This window comes from Streptomyces sp. A5-4 (assembly GCF_051131715.1).
In the GTDB taxonomy this organism is placed as follows: Bacteria; Actinomycetota; Actinomycetes; order Streptomycetales; family Streptomycetaceae; genus Streptomyces.
Window position 1 is genome coordinate 3,252,634 of record NZ_CP178591.1, and the last position, 12,001, is coordinate 3,264,634.

Genomic DNA, 12,001 nt, shown 5'->3' on the forward strand with positions numbered 1-12,001 from the left:
CGCCCGGCGCACGCCCTCTTCCCCATTTGCAGTCGGCCGAATCGCGCTCCGATCACCCCTCGGTAAGCTGACGGCATGACAGGACAAGTACGCACCGTCGACGGCCGCGTAGCCGGACGACGCGGCCAGGCGACGCGGCAGAAGCTGCTCGACTGCCTCAGCGAAATGCTCAGCTCTTCGCCCTACCGGGACGTCAAAGTCATCGACGTGGCCCGCAAGGCGGGGACTTCACCCGCGACGTTCTACCAGTACTTTCCGGACGTAGAGGGCGCTGTCCTCGAAATCGCGGAAGAAATGGCCAAGGAGGGAGCCGGGTTGACCGAGCTCGTCTCCGCCCGTTCCTGGGTGGGCAAAGCGGGCTGGGCCACCGCGGAGGAACTCGTCGAGGGCTTCCTCGAATTCTGGCGCAGGAACGACGCGATTCTGCGCGTGGTCGACCTGGGCGCGGCCGAGGGCGACAAGCGGTTCTACAAGATCCGCATGAAGATTCTGAACTCGGTGACCAATTCCCTTACGGACTCGATGAAGGACCTCCAGTCCAAGGGCAAGGTCGACAAGGACGTCAGCCCCGCGGCGATCGCCGGCTCACTGGTCGCGATGCTGGCCGCGGTCGCCTCGCACCAGAAGGGTTTCACGACCTGGGGTGTGAAGCAGTCCGAACTCAAGCCCAATCTCGCGCTGTTGGTCCATCTCGGCATCACCGGCAAGAAGCCGACGAAGTAGTCGGCGAAGTAGTCGGCGAAGTAGTCGGCGAAGTAGTCGGCGAAGTAGCTGCCGAAGTGGCCGAAGGCAGCCGATCGACCGGCTGGACCGGGCGGACCCGGTCCACGACGGACGACCGACGAGCAAGCAGCGATGCGCGATCAGCGAGCAGACGGCGATTAGTGGGTAGCGGATAGCAGATATCGGACAGCGAGTAGCGAACGAGGTGCACCGGCGGCTTCACCGCCGGCCCCGGTCCTGTCACGTCGGCGGCGGACCCCCCTCACCCGGGTGGTCCGCCGCAGGCATGTACAGGCACGTTTTGTCCGCACGGCGTACGCCGCCGCAGTACACCGTCGTGCGAAGACCGGACGGCGCCGGACGACGATGCACGACGCCGTGCGACGCCAGACGACGACGTACGGCTCAGGCCGCTTCCGCCGACCGCTCCGCCAGCCGGAACAGTCGGATCTGCCGCTCCACCCTCGCCTGATACGTCGTGTACGGCGGCCAGAACTTCACCGCCGCCTGCCACACCTCGTCCCGCTCGGCGCCCTCCAGCAGCCGCGCCGTGACCGGGACGTCCCGGCCGCGCCAGTTGATCAGCACATCCGGGTGGGCCAGCAGGTTGGCCGTCCAGGCGGGGTGTCCCGGCCTGCCGAAGTTGCTGCCGATCAAGACCCAGCCGCCGCCCTCCTCCGGCATGCACGCGAGGGGTGTGATGCGCGGCAGGCCGCTCTTGGCCCCCTTGGCGGTGAGGATGACGCCCGGCAGCATCTGGGCGCTCAGCAGCACCTTGCCGCGGGTCAGCCGGTGGACCGCGCGGTCCATGGCCGGGATGCAGTGGGGGGCGATCCTGGCGAAGGCGCGGGTCGACGACACCTTCTGGATCAGCCGGACTCCGGGCGGCATCAGACGGCCGGCTCCTTCGGTTCGAAGAGGTCCGCGACCTCGGCGGCGCGGGCGCGGAGCCGGTGGACCGGGCCGAAGAGCAGCTCGTCCGACGCGGCCCGCTTGAAGTAGAGATGCGCATCGTGTTCCCAGGTGAAACCGATCCCGCCGTGCAGTTGGACAGCCTCGCCCGCGGTGGTGCGAAGCGCTTCGAGCGCCTGGGCGAGGGCGAGGGCGCCTGCCGCGGGGTCCCAGGCGGCGTAGTACGCCGCCGAGCGGGCCGCCTGGACCTGTACGTACAGATCGGCCAGCCGGTGCTTGACCGCCTGGAACGAACCGATCGGCCTCCCGAACTGCTCGCGTGCGCCGACGTATTCGACGGTCCGCTCCAGCGAATGCGAGGCAGCGCCGACCGCCTCGGCCGCGAGAACCGCGGCGACGGTACGCCCCACGGCGGCCAGGGTGCCCGGCACGTCCGCCGTTTCGGCGCTCTCCTCGGAGCCGAGCAACTCGGCGGCGACCTCGCGCAGTTCGACGCGGGCCTGCGGCCGGGTCTCGTCCAGCGCCACCTCACGGACGCACGAGAGCCCCGGGGCGCCCGCGGTGACGAGGAACAGCAGGACGCGGCTGCGGGCGAACCCGCCGGTGTGCGCCGCGACCAGGAGCAGTCCGGCGCTGTGCCCGTCGAGAACCTGCCCGGCCTCCCCGTAGAGCCGCCAGCCGTCATCGGTACGTCGCGCCTGCACCCCGCCGGCCCGGCCGCCCCCGGCCCACTCACCGCCCGTGTTGTCCCCGGTCAGGGCGAGCGCGGCGCTGAGGCTGCCGCCGGGTACGGCGAGGGTGGCGGTCAGGGTGCCTCCGGCGACGGCCGGCAGCAGGGCGGTGCGCTGGGCTTCCGTCCCCAGGGCGGTGATCAGCGGTGCGACGAGTGCGGCGGTGGCGAGCAGCGGGGAGGGCAGCAGGGTGCGGCCCGTCTCCTCGCAGGCGAGGGCGAGTTCGGCGGAGCCGCAGCCGACTCCCCCGTACGCGGCGGGAAGGGAGAGGCCCGGCAGGCCGAGCCGTTCGGCGAGCTGCTTCCAGAGCTCCCTGTCGTACCCGGCGGCGGTCCTGACGGCGGCTTTCACCTCGTCGGGCCCGCATCGCTTGGCCAGTAGTTCGCGCAGGGTGCGGCGGATCTCGTCCTGTTCCGCGGTGAAGGCGGCGTCCATGGGCTCCCCTCCATTTCCGACGGGCCGTCATGTTAGAGCCGGGCGGGGGAGATGGACAGGGGTGCGGGCGGGTGGCGTGCAGGCCTTTCCACCCACCCGCACCCACTCCACATCTGATGTACCGTCAGATTCATGCCTTCTCCATCCCGCCTCCCCCGCAAGGTCGCCGTAGCCGGCACAGCCCTCTCGGACTGCGGACGCGTCGACGAGGCCACCCCCTACGCCCTGCACGCCCAGGCCGCCCGCCGCGCACTCGCCGACTCCGGCCTCGACCGGTCCGTCATCGACGGCTTCGCGTCGGCCGGCCTCGGCACCCTCGCCCCCGTCGAGGTCGCCGAGTACCTCGGACTGCGCCCCACCTGGGTCGACTCCACCGGCGTCGGCGGCTCCACCTGGGAGGTCATGGCCGCGCATGCCGCGGACGCCATCGCCGCCGGGCACGCCAACGCCGTACTCCTGGTGTACGGATCGACAGCCCGCGCCGACATCAAGTCGGGCCGCAGGACGTCGAATCTCTCCTTCGGAGCCCGTGGCCCGCTCCAGTTCGAGGTGCCGTACGGGCACACCCTGGTCGCCAAGTACGCGATGGCCGCCCGCCGCCACATGCACGAGTACGGCACGACCTTGGAGCAGCTCGCCGAAGTCGCCGTCCAGGCAAGGGCGAACGCCGCGACCAACCCGGACGCGATGTTCCGCGACCCGGTGACGGTGGACGACGTACTCGCGGGGCCGATGATCGCCGACCCGTTCACCAAGCTGCACTGCTGCATCCGCAGCGACGGCGGTTGCGCGGTACTGCTGGTCGCGGAGGACTACGTACCGGACATGGCGAAGGCCCCGGTGTGGGTACTGGGGTCCGGGACGGCCGTCTCGCACACCGCCATGTCCCAGTGGGAGGACTTCACCGTCTCCCCCGCCGCGGTCTCCGGGCGCCTGGCCTTCGAGCGGGCCGGGGTGGGCCCCGCCGACATGGACTTCGCCGAGATCTACGACGCCTTCACCTATATGACGCTGGTGACGCTGGAGGACCTCGGCTTCTGCGCGAAGGGCGAGGGCGGCGCGTTCGTCGAGAAGGGCCGCCTGCTGCGGGACGGCGGGCTGCCGGTCAACACCGACGGCGGTGGCCTGTCCGCCTGCCATCCGGGCATGCGTGGCCTGTTCCTCCTGGTCGAAGCCGTGCGCCAGCTCCGCGGCGAGGCGGGCGACGGGCAGGTGCGCAAAGCGGGCGGACGGTTGCCCGAGCTGGCGGTGGCCTCGGGGACCGGCGGCTGGTTCTGCTCGTCGGGGACGGTGGTGCTGGGGCGCGGCTGACCCGGGGCCGCCCCCGCCGGGACCGGCCATTTCAACCGGGCCGCGTATTCGTCCCGTAACGCCCATGGTGTGAGATGACGGGATGAGTAATCCGCATCCGCAGCAGCGTCCGCACCAGCCGGAAGCCGACGGCTTCCACGACCTGCTCCGCTCCCAGCGCGTATGGGACACGAAGCTGCCGGCGTTCGACACGTCCGCAGCGCCCCGCGAGCCGCTCGCGCTCTTCCACCGGTGGTTCGCCGAGGCGGTGGAGGCCGGTCAGAGCGAGCCGCACACGATGAGCCTGGCGACCGTGGACCGGGAGGGGCTCCCCGACGTACGGACGTTGATGCTGCACGACGCCGACGAGCGCGGCTGGCACTTCGCTTCGCACGCCACCAGCGCCAAGGGCCGCCAGCTGGCCGCCGCACCGCAGGCCGCGCTCGGCTTCTACTGGGCGGCGCAGGGGCGCCAAGTACGGGTCAGGGGGCCGGTGACCGTCGGAACACCCGAGGAGAGCCGGGCCGATCTGCACGCGCGGTCGACGGGCGCACTCGCCTCCGCGCTCGTCGGTCACCAGAGTGAAGTCCTGCCGCAGTACGGGCACTTGCTGCGGGCCTCACAGGCCGCGTGGGGCCAGGCGCAGGCCGATCCCGGGGCCGACGTACCGTCCTGGACGCTGTACGTCGTCGAGCCGGCCGAGGTGGAGTTCTTCCAGGGGGACGAGCGCCGCCGCCACGTACGGCTCCGCTACCGCCGGGGAGCCAGTGGCGCCGGCGCCGGCGACTGGACCAGGGAACTGCTCTGGCCGTGACCGAAGCACTGCCCCACCGGGCCTCGGACGCGGACCCGGACCCGACGCGGACGTGGACGCGGGCCCGGACGCGGATCCGGACGCGGGCCCGGACGCGGATCCGGACGCGGATCCAGACGCGGATCCAGACGCGGATCCAGACGCGGATCCAGACGCGCTGCTATCCGCCGACCCGAGCGCCCCAGGAGGCCCGGGCCTCCTGGGCCTCCCGGAAGACGGGAACCGCGTACCCCTCCGCCTCCCCGTCCCGGAACGTGACCTCCAGCGCCATCCCGATCCGCAGCTCCGCCTCCTCGCAGTCGACGACCTCGGTCATCATCCGCGGCCCCTCCGCGAGATCGACCACCGCGGCGACGTACGGGACGCGCTCACCGAAGGGCGGCAGGTCGTTGCGGTGCACGACGGACCAGGTATAGAGCGTGGCGCGACCGCTCGCCGGCTCCCAGCCGACGTCCTCGCTCCAGCAGTACGGGCAGAACTCCCGCGGGTAGTGATGCGCCTTCGCGCACGCCAGGCAGCGGCGCAGCAATAGGCTCCCCCGCGCCGCCGCCTCCCAGTACGGGCGGGTGAAGGCATCGACGTCGGGCGCGGCAGCGGTCGTTCGACTCGTCGGACTCGCGGTCGCGGGAGTCGCGGTCGCGAAAGTCGCAATCGCGGTCGGAGTCGGAGTCGGAGTCGCGGGCATCAGAACAGTCCGATCGCGCTGTCGAGGGACCAGCTCTGCCAGGACATGGCGAAGAGCGCGACGAGGGTGGCCAGCGCCATGACGGCGTTCTGCCCCTGCTCGGCCCAGTCGTGAATCATGAGGATCAGATAGAGCAGATTGAGCAGCAGGGCGCCGACGAGAGCGATCGGGGTCAGGAAGCCGACCACCAGGCCGAGGCCGATGGCGAGTTCGGCGTAGACGACGACGTACGCCATGACCTTGGGGCGGGGCGCGACCACCGTCCGGAAGCCGGTGTTCACCGCGGGCCACTTGTGTTCGCCGGCGACGTCCGCCGCCCAGGCGATGCCCGTACCGCGCTCGAACCACCCCTTCTTGTCCTTGTGGCGCCAGCTCTCCAGCCACCACAGGCCCAGCCCTATGCGCAGCACGGCAAGCCACTCGGCGCCGCCGAGCCAGACGGTCTGCATCCCGGTCCACCTCTCTGCCCCGCACAAACCTGACGGTACGTCAGTTCAACCGATCGGGGCGTCGCGCGCAAGAGGCAGGACCGCCGGGGACGGTCGGCCGGGACAGTGAGGTGCCAACTGGCGACGGACCGTGATCGATTCGCAACCGATTTCGGTCTTGACCGAGACCTATCAAGAAATGCCGCCATTACGCTCACAACTCATGGCCGACACCACGAACGACCGACCCGTTTACGTCATCGGCGGCGGGCCGGGCGGACTCGCCGCCGCCGCGGCACTGCGCCGACAGGGCGTACGAGCCGTCGTGCTGGAAAAGTCCGACACCGTGGGCGCGTCTTGGCGCGGCCACTACGACCGGCTGCGCCTGCACACCACGCGTCGGCTGTCCGCCCTGCCGGGGTTGCCGATACCGCGCTCGTTCGGGCGCTGGGTCTCCCGCGACAACGTCGTCCGCTACTTGGACAAGTACGTCGAATTCCACCAGTTGGAGGTCGTCACGGGCGTCGAGGTCTCGCGCGTCACCGCCGCGCCCGACGGCGCCGGCTGGGTGCTGCACGCCACCGGCGGCAGGGAGCTGACCGGCTCGGCCGTGGTCGTCGCCACCGGTTACAACCACACCCCGCGCGTCCCCGACTGGCCCGGCCGGAACACCTACCGCGGCGAACTGCTGCACGCGGGCACCTACCGCAACGCCGCGCCCTACGCGGGCCAGGACGTCCTCGTCGTCGGAACCGGCAACACGGGCGCGGAGATTGCCGTCGACCTGGTGGAGGGCGGGGCCTCGCGGGTGCGGCTCGCGGTGCGTACGCCTCCGTACATCCTGCGCCGTTCGACCGCGGGCTGGCCCGCCCAGCGCACCGGCATCCTGGTGCGACGGCTGCCGGTCGGCCTGGTGGACCGGGCGGGTGACGTACTGGGCCGCATCTCCGTCCCCGACCTGTCGGCGCACGGCCTGCGGCGCCCGGCGGGCGGCCTGTACTCCCGGGTCCGCCAAGGAGCGATCCCCGTCCAGGACGTGGGCCTGATCGACGCCGTACGACGCGGGAAGGTCGAACCGGTCGCGGCCGTCGAGTCCTTCGAGGACGGCAAGGTGATCCTCGCGGACGGCTCCCGGATCACGCCCGACACGGTGATCGCCGCGACGGGCTACCGCCGTGCCCTGGAAGACCTGGTCGGCCACCTGGGCGTCCTCGACGACCGCGGGCGCCCGCACGCCCATGGCGCCCGCACGCCCGCGAAGGCCGCGGGGCTCTACTTCATCGGGTACACGAACCCGATCAGCGGAATGCTCCGCGAGATGGCGAGGGACGCGCGGAAGGTCGCCCGAGCGGTGGCGGCACGTACGAAGTCCCACTGACCGGGCGCCTCGACCGGGAGCGCCGCCCCACCCGACCCCGCGCCACCGCCGACAGGCGGCCTCGCGGGCAGGCGCCACCGCCGACAGGCGGGCAGGCGGCCCCGCGGGCCAAGTCCCGCCGCCGGCCGCGAGCCGCCGAGGCGTCGGGGCATCACAGACGCCCGGACGCCCCGCCCCCGCGTCGGCATCGACATCGGCATCGGCATCGGCATCGACATCGACCATGAGGTCTGTCGACCGGGCGCCGCCCGCCCGTGCCGCCCAGGCCGCCCGTGCCGCCCCTCGCGTCCGTGGCCGGAAGCCGCCGGGCCTTCTGGTCCGGCGGCCGGGCGCGTGAGAGCGTGCGGGGCCGGAGCGCGCATGGTGCGGATGCCGCGTCCGGCCCGCTGGAGACAACGCACTCCGGCGCAGAACAGCGTGCGCACCGGGGCCTTCCTCGGGGCCGCCCGGGGACTCTCCCGAAGTCTCCCGTCAGGCTTTGCCTGCCCAACTATTCCTGACGAGCCGTCAGTTCAGTAACCTGACTATGCGTCAGTTCTGTTGGCCGACGAGCAGGAGCGGGCTGAAACGATGCTTGGATCTACCCACGGCACCCTCACCACAGATCTCCGCGCCCGCGTTGTGGCCTGCGGAGAGCAGCCCCGACCCGATGCCGTCCACGGCAGCACCTCCGCAGGAACCGGCGCTGCGGCGGGCGACCTGGATGTCAGCAGCCGACCGCTGCACGCCCCAGTCCCCGACCTCGACCGCTTCTTCCGACCCGAATCGGTGGCTGTCATCGGCGCCTCCGACACCGAAGGCAGGCCCAACACCGGCATCACCCGCCAGCTCATCGCCTGGGCCGAGCGGGTCGGTGCCCGGCTGTATCCGGTCCACCCCACCCGTACGTCCGTGTTCGGTCTGCGTTGTCTTCCCTCCGTCGGGGACCTGCCCGAGCAGGTCGATCTGGCCGCACTGCTCGTAGCTGACCCCCTCCCGGTCATCGGGGAACTGGCCGAGGCCAAGGTCAAGTTCGCGGTGGCCTTCGCGTCCGGCTTCGCGGAGGCCGGCGAGGAGGGCGCCGCCGCTCAGGCACGGCTGGCCGCCGCGGTGGAACGGTCCGGGCTGCGGCTGCTCGGACCCAACACCAACCTCAACGCCTTCGAGGAATTCCGCGAGGACCTCGAAGGGCCCGCCATCGCACTGATCACCCAGTCCGGCCACCAGGGCCGTCCGGTCTACGCGCTTCAGGAGCTGGGCATCCGGCTCTCCCACTGGGCGCCGACCGGCAACGAGGCCGACCTGGAAACCGCCGACTTCATCTCGTACTTCGCCCAACAGCCCGAGGTCGGGGCCATCGCCTGTTACGTCGAGGGCCTGAAGGACGGTCGCTCCTTCCTGCTCGCCGCCGACCGGGCCGCACGGGCGGGTGTGCCGGTGGTCGCGGTCAAGGTGGGCCGCACGGAGACGGGCGCCCGGATGGCCGCGTCGCACACCGGCAAGCTGACCGGCGCCGACCAGGTCGTGGACGCGGCGATGCGGCAGTTCGGGGTGATCCGGGTGGATGGGCTCGACGAACTCCAGGACACCGCGGCCCTACTGGCGCGCGCCAGGAAGCCGGTGGCCGACGGGGTCGTCGTCTATTCGATCTCGGGCGGCACGGGCGCGCACTTCTCGGACCTGGCCACGGCGGCGGGACTGCGACTGCCGGAGCTCTCGGCAGCCAAACAGGCCGAGCTGCACACCTGGATACCCGACTTTCTGAGCGTCGCCAACCCCGTCGACAACGGCGGCCACCCGGTCGGCGACTGGCGCGGGCCAAAGATCATCGAGGCGATCCTGGCGGACCCGTCGGTGGGCGTGCTGATCTGCCCGATCACCGGCCCGTTCCCACCGATGAGCGACAAGCTGGCACAGGACCTGGTGGACGCGGCGGAAGCCACGGACAAGCTGGTGTGCGTCGTCTGGGGCTCCCCCGTGGGCACCGAGGACGCCTACCGCACGACGCTCCTCGGCTCTTCGCGCGCCGCCACCTTCCGCACCTTCGGCAACTGCATCACCGCCGTACACGCCTATCTCGGCCATCACCGCTTCACCACCGGGTACCGCTCCCCGTTCGACGAGGCGCCGCGCACCCACTCCCCCTCCTTCCGCAAGGCGCAGGCTCTGATGCGGCCGGGCCGGCAGCTGAGCGAGCACGCGGCGAAGCAGCTCCTGCGGGCGTACGGAATCCGCGTACCGCGTGAGCAGTTGGTGACCAGCGCGGCGGCGGCCGTACGGGCGGCGGGGCTCGTCGGATACCCGGTCGTCATGAAGGCGTCCGGGCCCCAGCTCGCCCACAAGACCGAACTGGGCCTGGTGAAGGTCGCGCTGACCTCCGCCAGCCAGATCCGCGACGCCTATCGCGAGCTGACGGACATCGCCCGGTATGAGGGGGTCGAGCTGGACGGCGTGCTGGTCTGCCAGATGATCGAGCGCGGGGTCGAGATGGTCGTGGGCGTGACCCAGGACGCGCTGTTCGGCCCGACGGTGACCGTGGGGCTCGGCGGTGTCCTGGTCGAGGTGCTCGGCGACGCGAGCGTGCGGGTGCCGCCGTTCGGCGAGGACCAGGCACGGGCCATGCTCGGCGAACTGCGCGGCCACGCACTCCTCGAAGGCATCAGGGGCGCGCCCCCGGCGGATGTGGACGCGCTGGTCGAGGTCGTGCTGCGGGTCCAGCGGATGGCGCTGGAGCTGGGCGACGACCTGTCCGAGCTCGACATCAATCCGCTGATGGTGCTGCCTCGGGGGCAGGGGGCGGTGGCGTTGGACGCGCTCGCGGTGTGCCGGTGAGGTGACGGCGGCCGTCGCTCCGGGGCGGGTGCGGGCGCGCCCGTGGTGCGGGGTGCCTGTGGCGATGCGCGGAGTGCCCGGGGCGCGGCGCGGAGTGCTTGCCGCGCCGTCGCCCACCCGCCCCTTCCCGAAACCGGGGACACGCCCCCGGACCACCCTTGCCATCAGACGCCGGACGAGCCGGCTGCGCCGGACGGGCTGAATACGCCGGACCCCCAGGGCGGGCAGGAAGCACCGGAACCGCTGAACTTTCCTGGACAGGAGCAAGATCATGACCGACTCCCCCCGTGAAGTCGTCGAAGAATCAGTGGAAACTCTTGATTCATTGGTACTGCACGCCACTGACAACGGCGTCTCATGGATCACCCTCAACCGCCCCGAAGCCATGAACGCCGTCACCCGGGACCAGCGCGAGCGGGTGATCTCGCTGCTCGGCGACGCCTCCGCCGACCCCGCCGTCCGCGCCGTCGTCATCACCGCGACCGGCAAGGGATTCTGCGCCGGGGCGGACCTGCGCAGCGGTGCCGTCGGGTCCACCGAGCGGGTCGCCGGGGATGTGGCCCGTACGATCCGGCTCGGCGCGCAGCGGCTCATCGGCGCGGTCCTGGACTGCGAGAAGCCGGTGATCGCCGCCGTCAACGGCACCGCAGCGGGGCTCGGCGCGCATCTCGCGCTCGCCTGCGATCTCGTACTGGCCGCCGAATCGGCCAAGTTCATCGAAGTCTTCGTACGCCGTGGACTCGTCCCCGACGGCGGCGGGGCCTATCTCCTCCCCCGGTTGGTCGGTCCGCAGCGGGCGAAGGAGCTGATGTTCTTCGGCGACTCGCTCCCGGCCGCGGAGGCGCACCGGATGGGGCTGGTCAACCGGGTCGTCCCCGCCGAGGAGCTCGCGGACACCGCCCGCGCCTGGGCCGAGCGGCTCGCCGGTGGTCCCACACGGGCCCTCGCCCTCACCAAACAGCTGGTGAACGCCTCCCTCGACTCCGACCGCGCCGGCGCCTTCGCCGCGGAGGCCGCCGCGCAGGAGGTCAACATGACGACGGCGGACGCGAACGAGGGGGTGGCGAGCTTCGTCGAGCGGCGCACACCGAAATACCGGGGGCTCTGAACGCCCCATTCTCCCTTCACTTCTGACGGCCCGTCAGCTTCAATGGCGAGTGTGATGGGACACGCAGGGATGGCGGCCACCGCCGTCCGATACCTCAGGTCCGTCGGGGCGGCCACCGCCACCGAGCCCTTCGACGCGCTACCGCGCCCCGACCTGCGGGCCGTCGGCGAGGACGAGCGACTGCCGGTCGATCCGGCCCAATTCCGGCGCGTACTGGGCCAGTTCGCGAGTGGCGTCACCGTGGTGACCGCGCCCGCCGTGGACGGCGAGCCCGGCCCGGCCGGTTTCGCCTGCCAGTCCTTCGCCTCGCTCTCGCTCGACCCGCCCCTGGTGGCCTTCATGGTCGCCCGTACGTCGACGACCTGGCCGCGCATCGCCCGCGCCGGGGTCTTCTGCGTCAACATCCTGGGCGCCGACCAGGGCGCACTGTGCCTCGGATTCGCGAAGAGCGGGGCGGACAAGTTCGCCGGGGTGGCCTACGAGGGGGCCCCGGAGAGCGGGTCGCCGCTCCTCGACGGCGTACCCGCCTGGATCGACTGCACGATCCAGACCGTGCACACCGGCGGCGACCACCTGATCGTCGTCGGCCGGGTCGACGCGCTGGGCGACGCGACCGACGACGACGGCATCAGCGGTGAGCCGCTCCTCTTCCACCGAGGGAAGTTCGGCCGCTTCGAATCCTGAGC

General features: G+C 71.6%; 11 protein-coding genes. 7 read left to right on the forward strand and 4 right to left on the reverse strand.

The window, feature by feature from the left end:
- The first annotated feature begins 75 nt into the window (after positions 1-75).
- Entirely contained in the window at positions 76-723 is a 648-nt protein-coding gene (locus ACLLJJ_RS14895) for a TetR family transcriptional regulator (RefSeq protein WP_434591019.1), read from the forward strand.
- Between the two features lie 405 nt (positions 724-1,128).
- Here ACLLJJ_RS14895 and ACLLJJ_RS14900 read toward each other — a convergent pair whose 3' ends face one another.
- Positions 1,129-1,614, reverse strand: a complete 486-nt coding sequence (locus ACLLJJ_RS14900) for a nitroreductase family deazaflavin-dependent oxidoreductase (protein WP_434591021.1) — start codon at positions 1,612-1,614, stop codon at positions 1,129-1,131.
- Positions 1,614-2,801: an acyl-CoA dehydrogenase family protein gene (locus tag ACLLJJ_RS14905; protein WP_434591024.1), complete on the reverse strand. Its 1,188-nt coding sequence runs from the start codon at positions 2,799-2,801 to the stop codon at positions 1,614-1,616. Before ACLLJJ_RS14905 ends, ACLLJJ_RS14900 begins: the two co-directional genes overlap by 1 nt.
- 132 nt (positions 2,802-2,933) lie before the next feature.
- Between ACLLJJ_RS14905 and ACLLJJ_RS14910 the strand changes: the two genes are divergently transcribed.
- Both ACLLJJ_RS14910 and ACLLJJ_RS14915 read left to right on the forward strand, forming a co-directional pair.
- A complete protein-coding gene (locus ACLLJJ_RS14910; protein WP_434591027.1) occupies positions 2,934-4,112 on the forward strand; it encodes a thiolase C-terminal domain-containing protein in 1,179 nt (392 codons plus the stop codon).
- Between the two features lie 82 nt (positions 4,113-4,194).
- Positions 4,195-4,905: a pyridoxine/pyridoxamine 5'-phosphate oxidase gene (locus ACLLJJ_RS14915; RefSeq protein ID WP_434591030.1), complete on the forward strand. Its 711-nt coding sequence runs from the start codon at positions 4,195-4,197 to the stop codon at positions 4,903-4,905.
- 160 nt (positions 4,906-5,065) lie between these two features.
- On the opposite strand, the gene ACLLJJ_RS14920 is transcribed toward ACLLJJ_RS14915, so the two are convergent.
- Positions 5,066-5,590 carry a Zn-ribbon domain-containing OB-fold protein gene (locus ACLLJJ_RS14920; RefSeq protein WP_434591032.1) on the reverse strand — a complete coding sequence of 175 codons (525 nt, stop codon included), beginning with the start codon at positions 5,588-5,590 and terminating at the stop codon, positions 5,066-5,068.
- Positions 5,590-6,039, reverse strand: a complete 450-nt coding sequence (locus ACLLJJ_RS14925) for a DoxX family protein (RefSeq protein WP_434591035.1) — start codon at positions 6,037-6,039, stop codon at positions 5,590-5,592. The genes ACLLJJ_RS14920 and ACLLJJ_RS14925 overlap by 1 nt, the downstream gene beginning before the upstream one ends.
- Before the next feature lie 178 nt (positions 6,040-6,217).
- Between ACLLJJ_RS14925 and ACLLJJ_RS14930 the strand changes: the two genes are divergently transcribed.
- From ACLLJJ_RS14930 to ACLLJJ_RS14945, 4 genes are all read left to right on the forward strand, one after another.
- On the forward strand, positions 6,218-7,396 hold the full coding sequence (locus ACLLJJ_RS14930; RefSeq protein ID WP_434600423.1) for a flavin-containing monooxygenase: 1,179 nt from the start codon (positions 6,218-6,220) through the stop codon (positions 7,394-7,396).
- A 570-nt stretch (positions 7,397-7,966) separates the two neighbouring features.
- Complete coding sequence (locus ACLLJJ_RS14935; RefSeq protein ID WP_434591038.1) at positions 7,967-10,207, forward strand: acetate--CoA ligase family protein; 2,241 nt, start codon at positions 7,967-7,969, stop codon at positions 10,205-10,207.
- Positions 10,208-10,478: 271 nt separating this feature from the next.
- Entirely contained in the window at positions 10,479-11,315 is an 837-nt protein-coding gene (locus ACLLJJ_RS14940) for an enoyl-CoA hydratase/isomerase family protein (RefSeq protein WP_434591041.1), read from the forward strand.
- A 69-nt stretch (positions 11,316-11,384) separates the two neighbouring features.
- Positions 11,385-11,999: a flavin reductase family protein gene (locus tag ACLLJJ_RS14945; RefSeq protein ID WP_434600424.1), complete on the forward strand. Its 615-nt coding sequence runs from the start codon at positions 11,385-11,387 to the stop codon at positions 11,997-11,999.
- The last annotated feature ends 2 nt before the right edge of the window (positions 12,000-12,001 follow it).

Coding starts and splice junctions, on each gene's coding strand:
- ACLLJJ_RS14895 (WP_434591019.1), top strand. CDS start 76: ATGACAGGACAAGTACGCACCGTCGACGGCCGCGTAGCCGGACGACGC.
- ACLLJJ_RS14900 (WP_434591021.1), bottom strand. CDS start 1,614: ATGCCGCCCGGAGTCCGGCTGATCCAGAAGGTGTCGTCGACCCGCGCC.
- ACLLJJ_RS14905 (WP_434591024.1), bottom strand. CDS start 2,801: ATGGACGCCGCCTTCACCGCGGAACAGGACGAGATCCGCCGCACCCTG.
- ACLLJJ_RS14910 (WP_434591027.1), top strand. CDS start 2,934: ATGCCTTCTCCATCCCGCCTCCCCCGCAAGGTCGCCGTAGCCGGCACA.
- ACLLJJ_RS14915 (WP_434591030.1), top strand. CDS start 4,195: ATGAGTAATCCGCATCCGCAGCAGCGTCCGCACCAGCCGGAAGCCGAC.
- ACLLJJ_RS14920 (WP_434591032.1), bottom strand. CDS start 5,590: ATGCCCGCGACTCCGACTCCGACTCCGACCGCGATTGCGACTTTCGCG.
- ACLLJJ_RS14925 (WP_434591035.1), bottom strand. CDS start 6,039: ATGCAGACCGTCTGGCTCGGCGGCGCCGAGTGGCTTGCCGTGCTGCGC.
- ACLLJJ_RS14930 (WP_434600423.1), top strand. CDS start 6,218: ATGCCGCCATTACGCTCACAACTCATGGCCGACACCACGAACGACCGA.
- ACLLJJ_RS14935 (WP_434591038.1), top strand. CDS start 7,967: ATGCTTGGATCTACCCACGGCACCCTCACCACAGATCTCCGCGCCCGC.
- ACLLJJ_RS14940 (WP_434591041.1), top strand. CDS start 10,479: ATGACCGACTCCCCCCGTGAAGTCGTCGAAGAATCAGTGGAAACTCTT.
- ACLLJJ_RS14945 (WP_434600424.1), top strand. CDS start 11,385: ATGGCGGCCACCGCCGTCCGATACCTCAGGTCCGTCGGGGCGGCCACC.